At 73.5% G+C, this 21434-nt stretch carries 18 protein-coding genes; 16 read left to right on the top strand and 2 right to left on the bottom strand.

Features of this window, described 5'->3' with window-relative positions; genetic code table 11:
* Position 1 precedes the first annotated feature (1 nt).
* The 13 genes from OG550_RS06940 (at position 2) to OG550_RS06880 (ending at position 15954) form a co-directional block, all read left to right on the top strand.
* Positions 2-979 carry an aspartate carbamoyltransferase catalytic subunit gene (locus OG550_RS06940; RefSeq protein WP_327675666.1) on the top strand — a complete coding sequence of 326 codons (978 nt, stop codon included), beginning with the start codon at positions 2-4 and terminating at the stop codon, positions 977-979.
* The gene (locus OG550_RS06935; protein ID WP_327675664.1) at positions 976-2280 is read left to right on the top strand and encodes a dihydroorotase; all 1305 of its coding nucleotides are present in this window, start codon (positions 976-978) and stop codon (positions 2278-2280) included. Before OG550_RS06940 ends, OG550_RS06935 begins: the two co-directional genes overlap by 4 nt.
* Entirely contained in the window at positions 2277-2843 is a 567-nt protein-coding gene (locus OG550_RS06930; RefSeq protein WP_327675662.1) for a PH-like domain-containing protein, read from the top strand. The genes OG550_RS06935 and OG550_RS06930 overlap by 4 nt, the downstream gene beginning before the upstream one ends.
* Positions 2840-3997: a glutamine-hydrolyzing carbamoyl-phosphate synthase small subunit gene (gene carA, locus OG550_RS06925; RefSeq protein WP_327675660.1), complete on the top strand. Its 1158-nt coding sequence runs from the start codon at positions 2840-2842 to the stop codon at positions 3995-3997. The genes OG550_RS06930 and carA overlap by 4 nt, the downstream gene beginning before the upstream one ends.
* A complete protein-coding gene (gene carB, locus OG550_RS06920) occupies positions 3990-7301 on the top strand; it encodes a carbamoyl-phosphate synthase large subunit (protein ID WP_327675658.1) in 3312 nt (1103 codons plus the stop codon). Before carA ends, carB begins: the two co-directional genes overlap by 8 nt.
* A gap of 66 nt (positions 7302-7367) precedes the next feature.
* A complete protein-coding gene (locus OG550_RS06915) occupies positions 7368-8480 on the top strand; it encodes a quinone-dependent dihydroorotate dehydrogenase (RefSeq protein ID WP_327675656.1) in 1113 nt (370 codons plus the stop codon).
* Positions 8481-8510: 30 nt separating this feature from the next.
* The gene (gene pyrF / locus OG550_RS06910) at positions 8511-9344 is read left to right on the top strand and encodes an orotidine-5'-phosphate decarboxylase (protein WP_327675654.1); all 834 of its coding nucleotides are present in this window, start codon (positions 8511-8513) and stop codon (positions 9342-9344) included.
* 392 nt (positions 9345-9736) lie between these two features.
* Positions 9737-10063 carry an integration host factor, actinobacterial type gene (gene mihF, locus OG550_RS06905; RefSeq protein ID WP_030056187.1) on the top strand — a complete coding sequence of 109 codons (327 nt, stop codon included), beginning with the start codon at positions 9737-9739 and terminating at the stop codon, positions 10061-10063.
* A 48-nt stretch (positions 10064-10111) separates the two neighbouring features.
* Positions 10112-10669 (top strand): guanylate kinase, encoded by a 558-nt coding sequence (gmk, locus tag OG550_RS06900; protein ID WP_327675652.1) that lies wholly within the window; start codon positions 10112-10114, stop codon positions 10667-10669.
* A 36-nt stretch (positions 10670-10705) separates the two neighbouring features.
* Positions 10706-10972, top strand: coding sequence for a DNA-directed RNA polymerase subunit omega (rpoZ, locus tag OG550_RS06895; protein ID WP_030240625.1), 267 nt, complete (start codon positions 10706-10708; stop codon positions 10970-10972).
* A gap of 199 nt (positions 10973-11171) precedes the next feature.
* A complete protein-coding gene (coaBC, locus tag OG550_RS06890; RefSeq protein WP_327675650.1) occupies positions 11172-12407 on the top strand; it encodes a bifunctional phosphopantothenoylcysteine decarboxylase/phosphopantothenate--cysteine ligase CoaBC in 1236 nt (411 codons plus the stop codon).
* Positions 12408-12555: 148 nt separating this feature from the next.
* On the top strand, positions 12556-13764 hold the full coding sequence (gene metK / locus OG550_RS06885) for a methionine adenosyltransferase (RefSeq protein ID WP_327675648.1): 1209 nt from the start codon (positions 12556-12558) through the stop codon (positions 13762-13764).
* A gap of 102 nt (positions 13765-13866) precedes the next feature.
* The gene (locus tag OG550_RS06880) at positions 13867-15954 is read left to right on the top strand and encodes a primosomal protein N' (RefSeq protein WP_327675646.1); all 2088 of its coding nucleotides are present in this window, start codon (positions 13867-13869) and stop codon (positions 15952-15954) included.
* A 52-nt stretch (positions 15955-16006) separates the two neighbouring features.
* Here OG550_RS06880 and OG550_RS32770 read toward each other — a convergent pair whose 3' ends face one another.
* The gene (locus OG550_RS32770) at positions 16007-16738 is read right to left on the bottom strand and encodes a hypothetical protein (protein WP_442905949.1); all 732 of its coding nucleotides are present in this window, start codon (positions 16736-16738) and stop codon (positions 16007-16009) included.
* A 242-nt stretch (positions 16739-16980) separates the two neighbouring features.
* Between OG550_RS32770 and def the strand changes: the two genes are divergently transcribed.
* From def to OG550_RS06860, 3 genes are all read left to right on the top strand, one after another.
* Complete coding sequence (def, locus tag OG550_RS06870; RefSeq protein WP_327675644.1) at positions 16981-17526, top strand: peptide deformylase; 546 nt, start codon at positions 16981-16983, stop codon at positions 17524-17526.
* A 160-nt stretch (positions 17527-17686) separates the two neighbouring features.
* Complete coding sequence (gene fmt, locus OG550_RS06865) at positions 17687-18649, top strand: methionyl-tRNA formyltransferase (RefSeq protein ID WP_327675642.1); 963 nt, start codon at positions 17687-17689, stop codon at positions 18647-18649.
* A gap of 101 nt (positions 18650-18750) precedes the next feature.
* Positions 18751-20205 carry an RsmB/NOP family class I SAM-dependent RNA methyltransferase gene (locus OG550_RS06860; protein ID WP_327675640.1) on the top strand — a complete coding sequence of 485 codons (1455 nt, stop codon included), beginning with the start codon at positions 18751-18753 and terminating at the stop codon, positions 20203-20205.
* Positions 20206-20358: 153 nt separating this feature from the next.
* On the opposite strand, the gene OG550_RS06855 is transcribed toward OG550_RS06860, so the two are convergent.
* Positions 20359-21399: a LysR family transcriptional regulator gene (locus tag OG550_RS06855; protein ID WP_327675638.1), complete on the bottom strand. Its 1041-nt coding sequence runs from the start codon at positions 21397-21399 to the stop codon at positions 20359-20361.
* Between the last annotated feature and the right edge of the window lie 35 nt (positions 21400-21434).

The following is a 21434-nucleotide window of genomic DNA, read 5'->3' as shown; positions in this document are numbered from 1 at the left end:
CGTGAAGCGCCACCTCGTCTCCGCCGCCGACCTCACCCGCGACGACGCGCTGCTCATCCTGGACACCGCCGAGGAGCTCGCCCAGCTCTCCGGACGGGCCGTGAAGAAGCTGCCCACGCTCCGCGGCCGGACGGTCGTCAACCTCTTCTTCGAGGACTCGACCCGCACCAAGACCTCCTTCGAGGCCGCCGAGAAGCGGCTCTCCGCCGACGTCATCAACTTCTCCGCCAAGGGCTCCTCCGTCTCCAAGGGCGAGAGCCTCAAGGACACCGCGCTCACCCTGCAGGCCATGGGCGCCGACGCGGTCGTCATCCGGCACCACGCCTCCGGCGCGCCGGCCCGCCTCGCCCAGTCCGACTGGCTGCACGGCAGCGTCATCAACGCCGGCGACGGCACCCACGAGCACCCCACCCAGGCCCTGCTCGACGCGTTCACGATGCGCCGACACCTCAACCCGGGCCACGGCAACGACCTCGCGGGCCGCCGGGTGACCATCGTCGGCGACATCCTGCACAGCCGGGTCGCCCGCTCCAACGTCCACCTGCTGACCACCCTCGGCGCCCACGTCACCTTCGTCGCCCCGCCGACGCTGCTGCCCATCGGCATCGAGAACTGGCCCTGCGACGTCAGCTACGACCTGGAGAGGGTGCTCCCCAAGTCGGACGCGGTGATGATGCTCCGCGTGCAGCGCGAGCGGATGAACGCCGCCTTCTTCCCGACCGAGCGCGAGTACAGCCGCCGCTACGGCCTCAACGCCGCCCGGATGGCCCAGCTGCCCGAGCACGCGATCGTCATGCACCCCGGCCCGATGGTCCGCGGCATGGAGATCACCGCCGAGGTCGCCGACTCACCGCGCTGCACCGTCGTCGAGCAGGTCGCCAACGGAGTCTCCATCCGGATGGCCGTGCTCTACCTGCTGCTCGGCGGAGCCACCCTCAACGACGCCCCCCGCACCGACTCCGTGGAGACTGCTCAGTGACCACCTACCTGATCCGCAACGCCCAGATCCTCGGCGGTGCCCCGCAGGACCTCCACATCGCCGACGGCGTCGTCCAGGCGATCGGCACCGGCCTGGACGCCACGGCCGACATCGAGATCGACGCCCGCGGGCTGATCGTCCTGCCCGGCCTGGTCGACCTGCACACCCACCTGCGCGAGCCCGGCCGCGAGGACGCCGAGACCGTCCTCACCGGCACCCAGGCCGCCGCCAAGGGCGGCTTCACCGCCGTCCACGCCATGGCCAACACCTTCCCGGTGGCCGACACCGCCGGCGTGGTCGAGCAGGTCTGGCGGCTCGGCCAGGAGTCCGGCTACTGCGACGTGCAGCCGGTCGGCGCCGTCACCGTCGGCCTGGAGGGCAAGAAGCTCGCCGAGCTCGGCGCCATGCACGACTCCGCCGCCGGCGTCCGGGTCTTCTCCGACGACGGCAAGTGCGTCGACGACGCGGTGATCATGCGCCGCGCCCTGGAGTACGTGAAGGCCTTCGACGGCGTCGTCGCCCAGCACGCCCAGGAGCCGCGCCTCACCGAGGGCGCCCAGATGAACGAGGGCCAGGTCTCCGGCGAGCTCGGCCTCGGCGGCTGGCCCGCCGTGGCCGAGGAGGCGATCATCGCCCGCGACGTGCTGCTCGCCGCGCACGTCGGCTCCCGCCTGCACGTCTGCCACGTCTCCACCGCCGGCTCGGTCGAGATCATCCGCTGGGCCAAGGCCAAGGGCTGGGACGTCACCGCCGAGGTCACCCCGCACCACCTGCTGCTCACCGACGAGCTGGTCCGCTCCTACGACCCGGTGTACAAGGTCAACCCGCCGCTGCGCACCGCCGAGGACGTCCAGGCGCTGCGCAAGGCGCTCGCCGACGGCACCATCGACGCCGTCGCGACCGACCACGCGCCGCACCCGGCCGAGGACAAGGACTGCGAGTGGGCCGTGGCCGCGATGGGCATGGTCGGCCTGGAGACCGCGCTGTCGGTCGTCCAGCAGACGATGGTCGAGACCGGCCTGCTGAACTGGGAGGGCGTCGCCGACCGGATGTCGCACCGCCCGGCCCGGATCGGCCGCCTCGCCGGACACGGCCGGCCGATCTCGGTGGGTGAGCCGGCCAACCTGGTGCTGTTCGATCCCGCGTACCGTGGTGCCGTGAACCCCGACAGCTTCGCCACGCGCTCCCGGAACACCCCCTACCGGGGCCTCGACCTGCCCGGACGGGTGCACGCCACGTTCCTGCGCGGCACCGCGACCGTGCTGGCCGGCGAGCTCGTCGAGCAGGGCGGGCTCGCGTGACCACCCCCGCACTGCTCGCCCAGGAGCAGGCCAGGGTGACCGACTGGCCGGGCTACATCGGCTGGGCGATCGGCCTGCTGCTGGTGATCGGCCTGGTGTACTGGCTGATGCGGCAGGGCTGGAACTGGCGCCGCACCCTCCAGTCCGGGATCCCGCCGCTGCCCGCCGTGCCGGAGCGCGCCGGCCGGACCATCCTGGAGACCGGCGGCCGGTACCACGGCAGCACCACCGCCGGGAACTGGCTCGACCGGGTCGTCGCGCACGGCCTGGGCACCCGCAGCCGTGCCGACCTGACCCTCGGCGCGAACGGCCTGCTGGTGCAGCGCCCCGGCGACGTCGACTTCTGGATCCCCGCCGAGCACCTCACCGGTGCCCGCACGGACTCCGGGATAGCCGGCAAGGTCGTCCCGTCCGGAATCCTCGTCGTCAGCTGGACGCACGAGGGGACGGAGCTGGACTCCGGGTTCCGGCTCGACCACCCCGACGAGCACGCCGCCTGGGTCGAGGCGATCGCTCTACTCGCAACACGTACGACCACGAAGACGGAAGAGGCCGCGCAATGACCGCACCTGCCCCCACCACGCAGCGCCAACGGCGGGAGCGCACCCCCGCCGTGCTCGTCCTGGAGGACGGCCGGACCTTCCGCGGCGAGGCCTACGGCGCGACCGGCGAGACCTTCGGCGAGGCGGTCTTCAACACCGGCATGTCCGGCTACCAGGAGACCCTCACCGACCCGTCCTACCACCGCCAGGTGGTCGTGATGACCGCGCCGCAGATCGGCAACACCGGCTGGAACGACGAGGACGACGAGTCCGGGCGGATCTGGGTCGCCGGCTACGTCGTCCGCGACCCCGCCCGCGTCGCGTCCAACTGGCGCTCGCGCCGCCCCCTCGACGAGGAGCTCGCCAAGCAGGGCGTCGTCGGCATCAGCGGCATCGACACCCGGGCGCTCACCCGCCACCTCCGCGAGCGCGGCGCGATGCGCTGCGGGATCTTCTCCGGCGGGGCGCTGGCCGACCAGGCCGAGCTGCTCGCCCGGGTGCAGTCCTCGCCCGAGATGAAGGGCGCCGACCTGTGCGCCGAGGTCGCCGCCACCGAGGCGTACGTGGTGCCCGCGATCGGTGAGAAGCGCTTCACCGTCGCCGCGCTGGACCTCGGCATCAAGGCGATGACCCCGCAGCGGATGGCCGAGCGCGGCATCGAGGTGCACGTGCTGCCGGCGAACTCCACCATCGAGGACGTCTACGCCGTGAACCCCGACGGCGTGTTCTTCTCCAACGGCCCGGGCGACCCGGCCACCGCCGACCACCAGGTCGCCGTCGCGCAGGGCGTGCTGGAGCGGAGGACCCCGTTCTTCGGGATCTGCTTCGGCAACCAGATCCTCGGCCGCGCGCTGGGCTTCGGCACGTACAAGCTCAAGTACGGCCACCGCGGCATCAACCAGCCGGTCCAGGACCGCACCACCGGCAAGGTCGAGGTGACCGCGCACAACCACGGCTTCGCCGTGAACGCACCGCTGGACAAGGTGAGCGACACGCCGTTCGGGCGCGTCGAGGTCTCCCACGTCTGCCTCAACGACGACGTGGTCGAGGGCCTCCAGGCGCTCGACGTCCCCGCCTTCAGCGTGCAGTACCACCCCGAAGCGGCCGCGGGTCCGCACGACGCCGCCTACCTGTTCGACCGCTTCGTGAAGCTCATGGAGGGCCAGCGTGCCTAAGCGCAGTGACATCAAGTCCGTCCTGGTGATCGGCTCCGGCCCGATCGTGATCGGCCAGGCGGCGGAGTTCGACTACTCCGGCACGCAGGCCTGCCGCGTCCTGCGGGCCGAGGGCCTGCGGGTCGTGCTGGTCAACTCCAACCCCGCCACGATCATGACCGACCCGGAGATCGCCGACGCCACCTACGTCGAGCCGATCACCCCGGAGTTCGTCGAGAAGATCATCGCCAAGGAGCGCCCCGACGCGCTGCTGCCGACCCTGGGCGGCCAGACCGCGCTCAACACGGCGATCGCCCTGCACAAGGCCGGCACCCTGGAGAAGTACGGGGTCGAGCTGATCGGCGCCGACGTCGAGGCGATCAACAAGGGCGAGGACCGCGAGCTGTTCAAGGGCGTCGTCGAGGCGGTCAACGCCAAGATCGGCCACGGCGAGTCCGCCCGCTCGGTGATCTGCCACACCATGGACGAGGTGATCGCCGGCGTCGACACCCTCGGCGGCTACCCGGTCGTCGTCCGCCCCTCCTTCACCATGGGCGGCGCCGGCTCCGGCTTCGCCCACGACGAGGAGGAGCTGCGCCGCATCGCCGGCCAGGGCCTGACCCTCTCGCCGACCACCGAGGTGCTCCTGGAGGAGTCCATCCTCGGCTGGAAGGAGTACGAGCTGGAGCTCATGCGCGACAAGAGCGACAACGTCGTGGTCGTCTGCTCCATCGAGAACTTCGACCCGATGGGCGTGCACACCGGCGACTCGATCACCGTCGCGCCGGCGATGACGCTCACCGACCGCGAGTACCAGATCCTGCGCGACATCGGCATCGCCGTCATCCGCGAGGTCGGCGTCGACACCGGCGGCTGCAACATCCAGTTCGCCGTCAACCCCGACGACGGCCGGGTCATCGTCATCGAGATGAACCCGCGCGTCTCGCGCTCCTCGGCGCTGGCCTCCAAGGCCACCGGCTTCCCGATCGCCAAGATCGCCGCCAAGCTGGCCGTCGGCTACACGCTCGACGAGATCCCCAACGACATCACCGAGGAGACCCCGGCCTCCTTCGAGCCGACCCTCGACTACGTCGTGGTGAAGGTCCCGCGGTTCGCGTTCGAGAAGTTCCCGAGCGCCGACGCGACGCTGACCACCACCATGAAGTCGGTCGGCGAGGCCATGGCCCTCGGCCGCAACTTCCCCGAGGCGCTCAACAAGGCGCTGCGCTCGCTGGAGAAGAAGGGCTCCCAGTTCACCTGGACCGGTCCGGTCGGCGACAAGGCCGAACTGCTGGCCAAGGCGGTCGTCCCGACCGACGGCCGGATCAACACCGTGATGGAGGCCATCCGGGCCGGCGCCACCCCGGAGGAGGTGTTCGAGGCCACCAAGATCGACCCGTGGTTCGTCGACCAGCTCTTCCTGCTCGACGAGATCGCCGGCGAGCTCACCGACGCCGCCGAGCTCACCCCCGACCTGCTCCGGCACGCCAAGCGGCACGGCTTCTCCGACCAGCAGATCGGCGAGATCCGCGGCCTGCGCCCGGACGTGGTCCGCGAGGTCCGGCACGCACTCGGCATCCGCCCGGTCTTCAAGACAGTGGACACCTGCGCCGCCGAGTTCGCCGCCAAGACCCCGTACTTCTACTCGTCCTACGACGAGGAGAGCGAGGTCGCCCCGCGCACCAAGCCCGCGGTGATCATCCTCGGCTCCGGCCCGAACCGCATCGGCCAGGGCATCGAGTTCGACTACTCCTGCGTCCACGCCTCCTTCGCGCTGTCCGACGCCGGGTACGAGACCGTGATGGTCAACTGCAACCCGGAGACCGTCTCCACCGACTACGACACCTCCGACCGGCTCTACTTCGAGCCGCTCACCCTGGAGGACGTGCTGGAGGTCGTCCACGCCGAGCGGCAGGCGGGCCCGCTGGCCGGCGTCATCGTCCAGCTCGGCGGCCAGACCCCGCTCGGCCTCGCCCAGGCGCTCAAGGACAACGGCGTGCCGATCGTCGGCACCCAGCCCGAGGCCATCGACCTCGCCGAGGAGCGCGGCGCCTTCGGCCGCGTGCTGCGCGACGCCGGCCTGCCCGCCCCCAAGCACGGCACCGCCTTCTCCTTCGAGGAGGCCAAGGCGATCGCCGACGAGATCGGCTACCCGGTCCTCGCCCGCCCGTCCTACGTGCTCGGCGGCCGCGGCATGGAGATCGTCTACGACGAGGAGTCCCTCGCCTCCTACCTGGAGCGGCACGCCGGCCTGATCTCCGAGCACCCGGTGCTGATCGACCGCTTCCTCGACGACGCGGTCGAGATCGACGTCGACGCGCTCTACGACGGCACCGAGCTCTACCTCGGCGGCGTCATGGAGCACATCGAGGAGGCCGGCATCCACTCCGGCGACTCCGCCTGCGCGCTGCCCCCGATCACCCTCGGCGGCTACGACATCAAGCGGCTGCGCGCCTCCACCGAGGCGATCGCCCGCGGCGTCGGCGTCCGCGGCCTGATCAACATCCAGTTCGCGCTCTCCGGCGACATCCTCTACGTGCTGGAGGCCAACCCCCGCGCCTCCCGCACCGTGCCGTTCACCTCCAAGGCGACGGCCGTGCCGCTGGCCAAGGCCGCCGCCCGGATCTCGCTCGGCGCCACCGTCGCCGAGCTGCGCGCCGAGGGCATGCTCCCGGCCGAGGGCGACGGCGGCACGCTGCCCGCCGACGCGCCGATCGCGGTCAAGGAGGCCGTGATGCCGTGGAGCCGCTTCCGCGACGTGCACGGCCGCGGCGTGGACACCGTGCTCGGCCCGGAGATGCGCTCGACCGGCGAGGTCATGGGCATCGACAAGGTCTTCGGCACCGCCTACGCGAAGTCCCAGACCGGTGCCTACGGCGCACTGCCGACCAAGGGCAAGGTCTTCGTCTCGGTCGCCAACCGGGACAAGCGCAACCTGGTCTTCCCGGCCCGCGCACTGGCCAGCCTGGGCTTCGAACTGCTCGCGACCGCCGGCACCGCCGAGGTGCTCCAGCGCGGCGGCATCCCCGCCACCGTGGTGCGCAAGCACAGCGAGGGCGAGGGCCCGAACGGCGAGCGGACCATCGTCCAGCTGATCCACGACGGTGAGGTCGACCTCATCATCAACACGCCGTACGGCACCGGCGGCCGCCTCGACGGCTACGAGATCCGCACCGCCGCCGTCGCCCGCTCGGTGCCCTGCCTGACCACCGTGCAGGCCATGGGCGCCGCCGTCCAGGGCATCGACCGGCTGCTGCGCGACGAGGTCGGCGTCATGTCGCTCCAGGAGCACGCCGAGCTGATCAACGCCGGCCGCGCCAAGTAGCACCACCGCAGTGGGGGGCACCAGTACCGCCGGGTGCCCCCCACTTCCATGCCCTGGGAGGACTTTGTGTACAAGCTGCTGTTCGACCTCGTCTTCAAGAAGATGGACCCGGAGAAGGCCCACCACCTGGCCTTCTTCTGGATCCGGCTGGCCTCCTCGGTGCCCGGCCTGCGGATCCTGGTCCGGCGGGTGCTGGCCCCGCGCGACCGCGCGCTCCACACGGGCGCGCTCGGCCTCGACCTGCCCGGCCCGTTCGGCCTCGCGGCCGGCTTCGACAAGAACGGCGTCGGGATCGACGGCCTGTCGATGCTCGGCTTCGACTACGTCGAGATCGGCACCGTCACCGGCGAGGCCCAGCCCGGCAACCCGACGCCGCGGCTCTTCCGGCTCGTCGAGGACCGCGCCCTGATCAACCGGATGGGCTTCAACAACCAGGGCTCGGCCCGGGTCGCCGCCCGCCTCGCCACCCGCCCGCACACCACCTCGACCCCGGTCGTCGGCGTCAACATCGGCAAGACCAAGGTCGTCGAGGAGGCCGACGCGATCGCGGACTACGTGAAGTCCACCGAGCGCCTCGCCCGCTACGCGGACTACCTGGTGGTCAACGTCAGCTCGCCGAACACCCCCGGGCTGCGCAACCTCCAGGCCGTCTCCCACCTCGGCCCGCTGCTCGGCGCCGTCCGCGAGGCCGCCGACCGGACCACCCCGCACCGCGTCCCGCTGCTGGTCAAGATCGCCCCCGACCTGGCCGACGAGGACGTCGACGCCGTCGCCGACCTTGCCCTGGAGCTTGGCCTGGACGGCATCATCGCCACCAACACCACGATCGGCCGCGAGGGCCTGCGGACCCCCGCCGCCCGGGTCGAGGAGATCGGCATGGGCGGCCTCTCCGGCGCCCCCCTCAAGGACCGCGCGCTGGAGGTCCTCCAGCGGCTGCGCACCCGCACCGGGGGCCGGCTCGTGCTGGTCTCGGTCGGCGGCATCGAGACCGCCGAGGACGCCTGGCAGCGGATCGTCCACGGCGCCGACCTGGTCCAGGGCTACAGCGCCTTCATCTACGAGGGCCCGTTCTGGTGCCGCCGCATCCACAAGGGCCTCTCCGCCCGCGTACGGGCCGGCGGCTTCCGCAACCTCGCCGCCGCCGTCGGCAGCGCGGTCGACGCGCCCAAGGCCGCCTGAACACCCCCCCACGCTCCCCGGAAGGACGTCATGACCCTCGCCCCCTTCGGCGCCCGCCTGCGCCACGCCCTCGACACCCGCGGCCAGCTCTGCGTCGGCATCGACCCGCACGCCTCCCTGCTGGCCGCCTGGGGCCTGGAGGACTCGGTCGCGGGCCTGGAGACCTTCAGCCGCACCGTGGTCGAGGCGCTGGCCGGCCGGGTGGCCGTGCTCAAGCCGCAGGCCGCGTTCTTCGAGCGCTTCGGCTCCCGGGGCGTCGCCGTCCTGGAGAAGTCCGTCGAGGAGGCCCGGGCGGCCGGCGCACTGGTCCTGATGGACGCCAAGCGCGGCGACATCGGCTCCACCATGGCCGCCTACGCGGAGGCCTTCCTGGCGCCCGGCAGCCCGCTCTTCTCGGACGCCGTGACCGTCAGCCCCTACCTGGGCTTCGGCTCGCTGCGGCCGGCCCTGGACCTCGCCACCGCCAACGGCGCTGGCGTCTTCGCGCTCGCCCTCACCTCCAACCCGGAGGGCGCCGAGGTGCAGCGCGCGGTCGGCGCGGACGGCCTCCCGGTGGCCGCCTCGGTGCTGCGGCAGCTGGCCGCCGAGAACGCCGGCGCCGAGCCGCTCGGCTCCTTCGGCGCGGTGGTCGGCGCGACGCTGGCCGACGCCGGGGTCGACCTGGCGATCAACGGCCCGCTGCTGGCCCCCGGGATCGGCGCCCAGGGCGCGACCATGGCGGACCTGCCGCGGGTCTTCGGCGACTCGGTGCGCAACGTGGTGCCGAGCGTCAGCCGCGACGTGCTGAAGCACGGCCCCTCGGTGGACGCGCTGCGGGCGGCGGCCGACCGGTTCGTCCAGGAGTACGCGGACGCGGTGAAGTAGCGGGCGGGGCGGCGTGATCCGCCGCCCCGGGCGCCCCCTCGGCCCCCTGGGCGCCGGTCCGGGGGCCGGTGGGCGGGCACCGGCGGCGCGGCGGGGTGGCGCGGTGTCCCGGGGCTTGACGTGAGCGCCGTCACATCGGGGGCGCCAAAGGTCCGCAATCGCGGTCATTTTGCCCGGGAAAGTCCTGGTCGGCCTTGGCTGACCAGGACTTTTCGTGTTCTTTTCCTGACGCGGCGCCGCAATCCGGGTAGTGTCCGGCGATAGGTCATCGAAGAGCCGCGAATCTCGTTGCTCTCGCAGGTCAGGGGCGGCGAGTTCGCCCTGTGGCCGGTGTCCTGGGAACCAAACCAGTCATAGTTCAATCCCTTCCATCCACACCTGAGGTGAACGGCGTGGCTCTTCCGCCCCTTACCCCTGAACAGCGCACCGCCGCGCTCGCCAAGGCCGCCGAGGCTCGCCGGGAGCGCGCCGAGGTGAAGAACCGGCTCAAGCACTCCGGCGCCTCGCTGCACGAGGTGATCAAGGCCGGCAAGGCCGACAACGACGTGATCGGCAAGATGAAGGTCTCCGCCCTGCTGGAGTCCCTCCCGGGCGTCGGCAAGGTCCGGGCCAAGCAGATCATGGAGCGGCTCGGAATCAGCGAGAGCCGGCGTGTCCGTGGTCTCGGCACCAACCAGATCGCCTCCCTGGAGCGGGAGTTCGGCGGCGGTGCCGCCTGACCGTGCCCCGTGGTCCCGGGATCGTCCGCGATCCGGGATAATCGGTGCATGAGTGAGCGTCCGCGGCTGACCGTGCTCTCCGGCCCCTCGGGGGTCGGCAAGAGCACGGTCGTCGCTCATATGAGGAAGCAGCACCCCGAGGTCTGGCTCTCGGTGTCGGCGACGACCCGCCACCCGAGGCCGGGCGAGCAGAACGGGGTCCAGTACCACTTCGTCGACAACGACGAGTTCGACAAGCTGATCGCCAACGGCGAGCTGCTGGAGTGGGCCGTGTTCGCGGGCAACCGCTACGGCACCCCGCGTTCGGCGGTTCTGGAGAAGCTGGAGCGCGGCGAGCCCGTGCTGTTGGAGATCGACCTGCAGGGCGCCCGGCAGGTGCGGGAGTCCATGCCGGAGGCGCAGCTGGTCTTCCTGGCTCCGCCGAGCTGGGACGAGCTGGTGCGCCGGCTCACCGGCCGGGGCACCGAGCCGCAGGACGTGATCGAGAAGCGGCTGGAGGCGGCGAAGGTGGAGCTGGCGGCCGAGCCGGAGTTCGACTCGACCCTGGTGAACACCTCCGTCGAGCAGGTGGCGACCGAACTGCTAGCCTTGCTCGGTGTAGGCTGAGCTTTTGTCTTTTCCACCCTTTCGGAAGGTTTTCGCGTGTCCTCTTCCATGACCGCGCCCGAGGGCATCATCAACCCGCCGATCGACGAGCTGCTTGAGGCCACCGACTCCAAGTACAGCCTGGTGATCTACGCGGCCAAGCGTGCCCGTCAGATCAACGCGTACTACTCCCAGCTCGGCGAGGGCCTGCTGGAGTACGTCGGTCCGCTGGTCGACACCCACGTGCACGAGAAGCCGCTGTCGATCGCGCTGCGCGAGATCAACGCGGGCATGCTGACCGCCGAGGCGATCGAGGCTGCCTGAGGCACCCGCCTTCACCCGCAGGGCCCGTCGGAGTTCGCTCCGGCGGGCCCTGCGGCGTTTCCGGAGCCTGGTGGGGTCGGTGGGGTCGCCGGGCCCCGCGGTCCGCGGGGTGTGCGGGGGGCCACAGCGCCGGGTGCGTGCGGGTGATCACCGGAGGGTCGTAGGGTGAGCACGCACCGAGCGAGGAGAGATGGGGATCATGAGCGGCAGCACGGAGCAGGCGGGCGCCCCGCGCGTCGTCCTCGGCGTCAGCGGCGGCATCGCCGCGTACAAGGCGTGCGAGCTGCTGCGCAGGTTCACCGAGTCCGGCCACCAGGTCACCGTGGTGCCCACCGAGGCGGCGCTGCACTTCGTCGGCGAGGCGACCTGGGCCGCGCTCTCCGGCCGCCCGGCCGCCACCGAGACCTGGGAGCGCGTGCACGAGGTGCCCCACGTGCGGATCGGGCAGGGCGCCGACCTGGTCGTGGTCGCCCCCGCCACCGCCGACCTGATGGCCAAGGCCGCCCACGGGCTCGCGGACGACCTGCTCACCAACACCCTGCTCACCGCGCGCTGCCCGGTCGTCCTGGCGCCCGCGATGCACACCGAGATGTGGGAGCACCCGGCGACCCGGGACAACGTCGCCACGCTGCGCCGCCGGGGCGTGATCGTGCTGGAGCCCGCCAGCGGGCGGCTGACCGGCAAGGACACCGGGAAGGGCCGGCTGCCCGAGCCCTCGGCGATCTTCGACGCCTGCCGGGCGGTGCTGCGGTACGGCGGCGTCCGGACCGACCTGGCCGGCCGGCACGTGGTGGTCTCGGCCGGCGGCACCCGGGAGCCGCTCGACCCGGTCCGCTACCTCGGCAACCGCTCCTCCGGCAAGCAGGGGTACGCGCTCGCCGCGACCGCCGCCGCCCGCGGCGCCCGTGTGACCTTGATCTCGGCCAATGCGGAGCTGCCCGACCCGGCCGGGGTGGACGTGGTCCGGGTGGCCACCGCCCTGGAGCTCCGGGAGGCGGCGCTGGCGGCGGCGGCCGACGCGGACGCCGTGGTCATGGCCGCGGCGGTGGCGGACTTCCGGCCCGCGGTCTACGCCGCCGGCAAGATCAAGAAGGTCGAGGGGGTCGAGCCGGCCCCGGTCGCGCTCGTCCGCAACCCCGACGTGCTGGCCGAGCTCTCGGCCCACCGCCCCCGTTCGGGCCAACTGGTCGTGGGTTTCGCCGCGGAGACCGACGAGGTGCTGGCGAACGGCCGCGCGAAGCTCGCCAGGAAGGGCTGCGACCTGCTGGTCGTCAACGAGGTCGGCGACGGCAAGGCCTTCGGCCAGGACGTCAACGAGGCCGTCGTACTGGGCTCGGACGGCACTGAGACGCCCGTTCCGGTGGGTCCGAAGGAGGCTCTCGCGGACGTCGTCTGGAGCCTCGTCGCGGAACGGCTCGATCTGCTCGGCGAGTGATCTCGAAGGGTGGGCGGACGGTCTCCAATTGCGGAATGGCGTGACGATTGCGGGAACCCGACCGTTACACTCCAGGAATCAAGTCTTTCCGGAAGTCCCGGTCCGACCGGGCTTTCAGTCAGCAGCCGCTGCAACCCCAGGGAGCGCTGTGTCTCGCCGCCTGTTCACCTCGGAATCCGTCACCGAGGGACACCCCGACAAGATCGCTGACCAGATCAGCGACACCATCCTTGACGCCCTCCTCCGCGAGGACCCGACCTCCCGGGTCGCGGTGGAGACGCTGATCACCACCGGCCAGGTGCACGTGGCCGGCGAGGTGACCACCAAGGCGTACGCGCCGATCGCCCAGCTCGTCCGGGACAAGATCCTGGAGATCGGGTACGACAGCTCCAAGAAGGGCTTCGACGGCGCCTCCTGCGGCGTCTCGGTGTCCATCGGTGCGCAGTCGCCCGACATCGCGCAGGGCGTCGACACCGCGTACGAGGCCCGGGTCGAGGGCGACGAGGACTCCCTGGACAAGCAGGGCGCCGGTGACCAGGGCCTGATGTTCGGCTACGCGTCCGACGAGACGCCCGAGCTCATGCCGCTGCCGATCACCCTGGCGCACCGCCTCTCCCGCCGCCTCACCGAGGTCCGCAAGAACGGGACCATCCCGTACCTGCGCCCCGACGGCAAGACCCAGGTCACCATCGAGTACGACGGCGACAAGGCCGTCCGCCTCGACACCGTGGTCGTCTCCACCCAGCACGCCAGCGACATCGACCTCGACTCGCTGCTCACCCCGGACATCCGCGAGTTCGTCGTGGAGCCGGAGCTGAAGGCGCTCGCCGACCAGGGCATCAAGCTGGTCACCGAGGGCTACCGGCTGCTGGTCAACCCGACCGGCCGCTTCGAGATCGGCGGCCCGATGGGCGACGCCGGCCTGACCGGCCGCAAGATCATCATCGACACCTACGGCGGCATGGCCCGCCACGGCGGCGGTGCCTTCTCCGGCAAGGACCCGTCCAAGGTCGACCGCTCGGCCGCGTACGCGATGCGCTGGGTGGCGAAGAACATCGTCGCCGCCGGCCTCGCCCGCCGCGCCGAGGTGCAGGTCGCGTACGCGATCGGCAAGGCCGAGCCGGTCGGCCTCTTCGTGGAGACCTTCGGCACCGAGACCGTGCCGGTCCTCACCATCCAGAAGGCCGTCACCGAGGTGTTCGACCTCCGCCCGGCCGCGATCATCCGCGACCTGGACCTGCTCCGGCCGATCTACTCGCAGACCGCCGCGTACGGCCACTTCGGCCGTGAGCTGCCGGACTTCACCTGGGAGCGGACCGACCGGGTCGACCAGCTGAAGAAGGCCGTCCAGGCCTGACCGGACCGTTCGGTCGTCCGACCGCAGGTGGTGCCCGTCCGGTGAGCCGGACGGGCACCACCTGCGGTTTTCTGTCGGTGGGACCTGGTAGTACTTGGGGCGATGAGCAACACGCAGGGGAGTGACGAGGGCGGGGCGCCGGAGCAGCTGGCGTTCATCCGGGAGACGGTCCGCCGGGCCAAGCCGCGCACCTGGCACGGCGCCAAGCGGGCCGAGCACCTGCCGGTGGCCCGGGTGGTCGTCGACAAGGGCGTGCTCACCATCGACAAGTTCTTCGACTACGCGGTGCCCGCCGCGATGGCGGAGGAGGCGCAGCCCGGCGTCCGGGTCCGGGTGCGTTTCGGGGCGCGCGTGGTCAAGGGGCAGCGCGAGGGCGGGGAACTCCACGACGGGTTCATCGTCGCCCGGCTGGAGAAGAGCGACTTCCCCGGCCCACTGGCCCCGCTCGCCCAGGTCCTCTCGCCCGAGCCGGTGCTCACCCCGCAGCTGCTCCGGCTCTGCCGCACCGTCGCCGACCGGTACGCCGGCACCCTCGCCGACGTCCTCCAGCTGGCCGTCCCGCCCCGGCACGCCAAGGCCGAGGCCGAACCCTCCCCGCCGCCGCTGCCGCGGCCGGCCGCGCCGGAACCCGGCGGCTGGTCGCGCTACCCCGCCGGAGCCGACTTCCTCGCCGCCCTCGCCGCGGGCGGCGCGCCCCGCGCCGTCTGGACGGCCCTGCCCGGCCCCGGCTGGCCCCACGAGATCGCCCGCGCCGTCGCCGCCACCCTGGCCGGGGGGCGCGGCGCGCTGGTCGTGCTCCCCGACGGGAAGGCGGTCGCCCGGGTCGACCGGGCCCTGACCGACCTGCTCGGCGAGGGCATGCACGCCACCCTCGCCGCCGACCTCGGCCCGCGCGAGCGGTACCGGCGCTGGCTCACCGTCGCCCGCGGCTCGGTGCACGCCGCCGTCGGCACCCGCGCCGCGATGTTCGCGCCCGTCCACGACCTCGGGCTGGTCGTCGTCTGGTCGGACGGCGACTCCAGCCACAGCGACCCGCGCGCACCGCACCCGCACGTCCGCGAGGTGGCCCTGCTGCGTGCCGCCGAGGAGGGCGCCGGAGTGCTGCTCGGCGGGCACGCCGTCACCGTGGAGGGCGCGCAGCTGGTGCGGACCGGGTGGGCCCGGCCGCTGGCCGCCGACCGGGAGACCGTCCGGCGGGTCGCGCCGCGGGTGCGGACCGTCACCGACCAGGACCAGCACCGGGACGCCGCCGCGCAGGCCGCCCGGCTGCCCTCGGTCGCCTGGGAGGCCGCCCGGGAGGGGCTGGCGGCGGGCGGGCCGGTGCTGATCCAGGTGCCGCGGCGCGGCTACGTGCCCCGGATGGCCTGCGGACGCTGCCGCACCCCCGCCCGCTGCCGGCGCTGCGAGGGCCCGCTGGAGGCCGCCGGCGCGGACGCCCCGCTGCACTGCGGCTGGTGCGGCGAGGAGGAACGGGACTGGCACTGCCCCGAGTGCGGTTCGTTCCGGCTGCGGGCCTCGGTGGTGGGCGCGCGGCGGACGGCGGAGGAGCTGGGCAAGGCGTTCCCGCGGGTCCCCGTCCGGACCTCCGGGCGGGACGCGGTGCTGGCCACGGTGCCGGACGAGCCCGCGCTGGTGATCTCCACGCCCGGCGCCGAACCGGTGGTCGAGGGCGGCGGCGGGTACGCGGCCGCCCTGCTGCTGGACGGCTGGGCGCTGCTCAGCCGCCCCGACCTGCGGGCCGGGGAGGAGACGCTGCGGCTCTGGCTGGCCGCCGCGGCGCTGGTCCGGCCGTCGACGGAGGGCGGCACGGTGGTCGTCGTCGCCGAGCCGACCGCGCGGCCGGTGCAGGCCCTGGTGCGCTGGGACCCGTTCGGGCACGCCGGGCTGGAGCTGGACGAACGGGCGCAGCTGCACTTCCCGCCCGTCGCGCGGATGGCCTCGGTGGCCGGCAGTCCGGCGGCGGTCGCCGACCTGCTGGGGCTGATCCGGCTGCCGGAGGGCGCGGACGTGCTCGGGCCGGTCCCGGTGCCGAAGCTGCGGGGGGAGGAGCAGGAGCGTGCGCTGCTGCGGGTCGCGCCCGGGCAGGGCGCGGCGCTGGCCGCTGCGCTGAAGGCGGCGCAGATCGCCCGGATCGCGCTGCGGACGCCGGAGGCGGTGAAGGTGCGGGTCGACCCGACGGACATCGGGTGAGGAGCGGGACGGGGTGAGCCGTCGCCCCCCACCCGGTGGCCGGCGGGCGGGGTCAGCTGCGGAGGGGGACGCCGGGGCGGTCCAGGGCGGTGCGGTCGACCGGGGTGCGGTCGATCGGCGCACGGTCGATCGGGGAGCGGTCGATCGGGGTGGAGCGGTCCATCGGGGTGCGGTCGAGGGTGGAGCGGTCCATCGGGGTGGAGCGGTCCAGGGTGCCGCGCTCCATCGCGGCCCGGTCCAGGCTGCTGCGGTCGAGCCCGCCCTGGCGGGCGGCCGGAACGGTGGCGGCGAGGCCGGTCGGGGCCGGGGCGGGGCTCGGCGCGTGGCCGGAGGTGTGGCTGGAGGTGTGGCCGGGCGTGTGCCCGGGCAGCTCCTCGGAACGGTCGGGCCGGCTCGGGTTGGGCACGGTGCCGCCCGCCGCCAGCAGCTCGCCGGCCGGCCGGCGCATCCCGTAGCGCCGGTGCACCGCCTGCTTGGTGACCCCGAGCGCCGAGCCCACCGAGTCCCAGGAGAAGCCCAGCGCCCGGTCGAACTCGACCGCCGCCGCCACCAGCGTCTCCACGCTCTCCCGCAGCTCCTGCGCCAGGCGCACGGTCGGCGCGGGGGCGCGCCCGTACACGACGAACCCCGCCGAGGTGCTCGGCCGGCGGGGCCGGTAGACGTTGCCCAACTGGGCGGTGAGCGTCCGCAGAGCGTCGACCTGCCGCCTCACCCGCTCGATGTCCCGCACCAGCAGGTGCAGGCTCGCCCGCGCCCGGGCGTCGTGGTTGATCTGCTCGGCCATGGCCTACGTGCCACCTTCCGTACGGTTCGGCTCGCCCGGAGCGCCCTTCCCGCGCGCTCCGGCGTTGGTCAATCCCACTTGACCAACGCCGGACCGGCCGCCGGGGTCACGCAGGCAGGTGAGTCGGGATATGCCAGAAAGCGCTGCGGGCCGATTGCATAGACTGACCGGCGGCCGATTCCGACGGCCGCAGCAAGCCGCCCGCACCCGACCCGCACCCCGACGGACAGGAGCCCGCACCCGTGGCGATCCAGCCGATCCGCATCTTCGGAGACCCCGTCCTGCGCGCCACCGCCCGGCCCGTCACCACCTTCGACAAGGAGCTCCGGAACCTCGTCAAGGACCTCACCGACACCATGCTCGACGCCCCCGGCGCCGGCCTGGCCGCGCCCCAACTCGGCATCTCACTGCGGGTGTTCACCTACCACGTGGACGGCGTCACCGGGCACCTGATCAACCCGGACCTGTCGCTGAGCGAGGAGGAGCAGGAGGGCCCCGAGGGCTGCCTCTCGCTGCCCGGCCTGCGCTACGACACCCGGCGCTCGTACGGCGTCGTCGCCAAGGGCTTCGACATGTACGGCGAGCCGGTCACCGTCGAGGGGACCCAGCTGCTCGCCCGCTGCATCCAGCACGAGACCGACCACCTCGACGGCATCATCTTCATCGACCGCCTCGACACCGGGCAGCGGAAGGCCGCGCTCAAGGCGATCCGCGAGTCGGACTGGGGCAGTGGCCCGGTCCCCGTGGTCAAGGTCTCCCCGCACAGCACCTTCGGCGCCGCGCGCTGACCCCTCCGGCCCCGGCCCGGTCGTTCCCCGGTCATCCCGGGGCATCCCGGTCAGCCGGGGCCGTCCTCGGCCGTTCCGGCCCGGGCGCCCGCCCGCACCCGTCCTGCACAGCCCGTACCAGCACAGCCCCGTACACCTCAGCACAGCAGAAAGGCACTTGATGCGCCTCGTGTTCGCCGGCACCCCCGAGGTCGCCGTTCCCGCCCTGGACGCCCTGCTCGCCTCCGACCGGCACGAGGTCGTCGCGGTGGTCACCCGCCCCGACGCCGTCTCCGGCCGCGGCCGCAAGCTGGTCGCCAGCCCCGTCGCCCAGCGCGCCGAGGAGGCCGGGATCGAGGTCCTCAAGCCGGCGAAGCCCAGCGACCCCGACTTCGTCGCCCGCCTCACCGAACTCGCCCCCGACTGCTGCCCGGTCGTCGCCTACGGCGCACTGCTGCGCCCCGGCACCCTGGAGATCCCCGTCCACGGCTGGGTCAACCTGCACTTCTCGCTCCTCCCCGCCTGGCGCGGCGCGGCACCCGTCCAGCACGCGGTGATGGCCGGCGACGAGGTCACCGGCGCGTCCACCTTCCTGATCGAGCAGGGGCTCGACTCCGGCCCCGTCTACGGCGTCCTCACCGAGGAGATCCGCCCGAGCGACACCAGCGGCGAACTGCTCGACCGCCTCGCGCACGCCGGGTCCCGCCTGCTCGTGGCCACCATGGACGGCATCGAGGACGGCGCCCTGCGGGCCGTCCCGCAGCCCGCCGAGGGCGTCACGCTCGCCCCGAAGATCAGCGTCGAGGACGCCCGGATCGACTGGACCGCCCCCGCCCTCCGGATCGACCGCGTGGTCCGCGGCTGCGCCCCCGCACCCGGCGCCTGGACGCTCTTCCGCGGCGAGCGGCTCAAGGTCACCGGCCCCGTCACGCTGCTGCCCGGCTCGGCCGAACTGGCCCCCGGGGAGCTGGCCGTCGGCAAGAACGCCGTCCGGGTCGGCACCGGCAGCCACGACGTCGAGCTGGGCGAGGTGCGGCCGCAGGGCAAGAAGGCGATGCGGGCCGCGGACTGGGCGCGCGGTGCGCGGATCGAGTCCGGCGAGACGCTCGGCGCGGAGCCCGGCGCGGAGCCCGACGCGGGCTGACCCCGCCGGCGAGCCCGCGGCCCGGGTTTCGCGTTACTGTTCCAGGAGTCCCGGGATCCGCAGATCCCGAACTGATCCCGCAGCACTTTGAGGCACATCCCATGAGCACGCCCAGCAGCACCTCCGGCGCCCACGGCGCGAACCGCGCCCCCCGCCCGCACCGCAGGCCGAAGAAGGACCCGGCCCGGATCGTCGCCTTCCGCGCCCTGCGCGCCGTCGACGAGCGCGACGCCTACGCCAACCTGATCCTGCCCTCGCTGCTCCGCGAGGCCGAGCAGAAGGGCATGGACCGGCGCGACGCGGCACTCGCCACCGAACTGGTCTACGGCACCCTCCGCCTCCAGGGCACCTACGACGCCGTCATCGCCGCCTGCATCGACCGCCCGCTGAGCAAGGTCGACCCGCCGGTCCTCGACGTCCTCTCGCTCGGCGCCCACCAGCTGCTCACCACCCGCATCCCCAGCCACGCCGCCGTCTCGGCCACCGTCGAACTGGCCCGCGTGGTGCTCGGCGACGGCAAGGCCAAGTTCGTCAACGCCGTGCTGCGCCGGATCAGCGCCCACGACCTCGACGAGTGGATCGCCCTGGTCGCCCCGCCGTACGACAAGGACGCCGAGGACCACCTCGCCGTCGTCCACTCCCACCCGCGCTGGGTGGTCGCCGCACTCTGGGACTCGCTCGGCCGCTGGCAGCCCGACGCCTCCGGCCGCGCCGCGATGGAGGAGTTGCTGCGCGCCGACAACGAGCGCCCCGAGGTCACCCTCGTCGCCCGCCCCGGCCGGGCCACCGTCGGCGAACTCGCCGAGGCACTGCCCGAGGCCGAGGCCGGCCGCTGGTCCCCGTTCGCGCTCCGGCTCGCCGAGGGCGGCGACCCGGGCACGCTGGCGGCGGTGCAGGAGAACCGGGCCGGAGTCCAGGACGAGGGCAGCCAGCTGGTCGCCCTCGCCCTCGCCGCCGCACCGCTGGACGGCCCCGACCGGCTCTGGCTGGACGGCTGCGCCGGCCCCGGCGGCAAGGCCGCGCTGCTCGCGGCGCTCGCCGCCGAACGCGGGGCCGCCCTGGTGGCCAGCGAGAAGCAGCCGCACCGGGCCCGGCTGGTCGCCCGCACCCTCGCCGGCAACCCCGGCCCGTACACCGTCATCGCCGCCGACGGCACCCGGCCGGCCTGGAAGTCCGGCGGCTTCGACCGGGTCCTCGTCGACGTGCCCTGCTCCGGGCTGGGCGCGCTGCGCCGCCGCCCGGAGGCCCGCTGGCGCCGCCGCCCGCAGGACGTCGCCGCCTTCGGACCGCTCCAGCGCGAGCTGCTCGCCTCGGCGATCGACGCGGTGCGGGTGGGCGGGGTGGTCGGCTACGCGACCTGCTCGCCGCACCTCGCCGAGACCCGGGCCGTCGTGGACGACGTGCTGCGGGCCGAGGGCGGCCGGGTCGAGTGGATCGACGCACGGCCGCTGCTCCCGGGCGTGCCGGCCCTGGGGGAGGGACCGGACGTCCAGCTCTGGCCGCACCTGCACGGGACGGACGCGATGTACCTGGCACTGCTGCGCCGCACGGCGTGAGGCCCGGGCGCCGGGTCCGGGGTCGCACCCCGCGCCCGGCGTCGTAGCGGGGGCCGCGGCAGGGGGTACGGCGCGACGGCCGGCCGGGGGCGGCGGGCGGACCGGTTCGTCCGGCTCGTCCGCCGCCCCCGGCGGTTGTGACGCCCGGCAGGGTCAACGCCCGCTCAGTGCCGGTGTGTTGGGTGTCTGCCTGGCCGACGGGGCGAGGGCCGGGACGGCGCCACGGGTGGGGACCGGCGCGCCGGCCGGGGCCGTGTCGGACCTGGTGGAACCGTTCGGGGCGGTGCTCGGCCCGGCCTGGGCGGTCACCACGCCGCGGACCAGCTCGCGCAGCCAGCGATGGCCCGCGTCCTGGTCGTTGCGCGGATGCCAGGCCATGCTCAGTACCACCTCGGGCAGCTCCACCGGCAGCGGGAAGGTGCTCAGCCCCAGCGCGGTGGCCGCCGAGCTGCCGAGCCGGGCCGGCGCCAGGCCGACCAACTCGGTGTCGCGGAGCAGGAACAGCGCCGACGTGAAGCTCGGCACGATGGTCACCACCCGCCGGGAGAGCCCGACGTCGGCGAGCCGCTGATCGACCGGGCCGGGCCCGCGGCCGTGCCGGGAGACGGCGAGGTGGTCGGCGTCGGCGAAGTCGCGGACGGTGGGCGGGGGTCCGACCGTCAACGGGTGCCCCGCGCGGGCGACACCGACCAGCCCGGTGGTGGTGAGCGGCTCGGTCCGGGTCTCCGGGTCCAGGTGGTCGATCACGCCGACCTCCAGGTCCACCACGCCGTCGCGCATCGCGGTCGTGCCCTCCAGGTGGTCCCCGAGGAAGCGGAGCGTCACGGCGGGCGCCTGCACGCGGACCGTCTCGACCAGCGTCGAGCCGATCGCGGTCAGCAGGACGTCGCCGGTCTGCAGGGTGAACCGGCGGTTCAGGTCGGCGGGTTCGGTGGCGGTCTGCGGTACGAGCAGGGCCTGGCCCCGGCTGACCAGCGCCCGCACCTCCGCCCGCAGCTCCACCGCGCGCGGTGTCGGCACCAGGCCGCGTCCGGCGCGGACCAGGATCGGGTCGCCGAGGACGCGGCGCAGCCGTCCCAGGGTGCGGCTCATCGCCGGGGCCGAGGTGTGCAGCCGCTCGGCGGCGCCGGTGACGCTGCCCTCGTCGAGCAGGGCGTCCAGGGCGACGAGCAGGTTGAGGTCGAGGTCGGGCATGGGCTTCTCCGCGAGTGGTCGGTCGACTGGGTGGG

Source organism: Kitasatospora sp. NBC_00458 (assembly GCF_036013975.1).
Lineage (GTDB): Bacteria > Actinomycetota > Actinomycetes > Streptomycetales > Streptomycetaceae > Kitasatospora.
The sequence above is the reverse complement of the archived record's forward strand: the minus strand, read 5'-3'. Positions and strand labels throughout refer to the sequence as shown.

What these genes read in the sequence shown, in the direction of transcription:
- carA (WP_327675660.1), top strand. Translation starts at nt 2,840, where the DNA reads ATGACCGCACCTGCCCCCACCACGCAGCGCCAACGGCGGGAGCGCACC.
- pyrF (WP_327675654.1), top strand. Translation starts at nt 8,511, where the DNA reads ATGACCCTCGCCCCCTTCGGCGCCCGCCTGCGCCACGCCCTCGACACC.
- gmk (WP_327675652.1), top strand. Translation starts at nt 10,112, where the DNA reads ATGAGTGAGCGTCCGCGGCTGACCGTGCTCTCCGGCCCCTCGGGGGTC.
- coaBC (WP_327675650.1), top strand. Translation starts at nt 11,172, where the DNA reads ATGAGCGGCAGCACGGAGCAGGCGGGCGCCCCGCGCGTCGTCCTCGGC.
- OG550_RS06880 (WP_327675646.1), top strand. Translation starts at nt 13,867, where the DNA reads ATGAGCAACACGCAGGGGAGTGACGAGGGCGGGGCGCCGGAGCAGCTG.
- OG550_RS32770 (WP_442905949.1), bottom strand. Translation starts at nt 16,738, where the DNA reads ATGGCCGAGCAGATCAACCACGACGCCCGGGCGCGGGCGAGCCTGCAC.
- fmt (WP_327675642.1), top strand. Translation starts at nt 17,687, where the DNA reads ATGCGCCTCGTGTTCGCCGGCACCCCCGAGGTCGCCGTTCCCGCCCTG.
- OG550_RS06860 (WP_327675640.1), top strand. Translation starts at nt 18,751, where the DNA reads ATGAGCACGCCCAGCAGCACCTCCGGCGCCCACGGCGCGAACCGCGCC.
- OG550_RS06855 (WP_327675638.1), bottom strand. Translation starts at nt 21,399, where the DNA reads ATGCCCGACCTCGACCTCAACCTGCTCGTCGCCCTGGACGCCCTGCTC.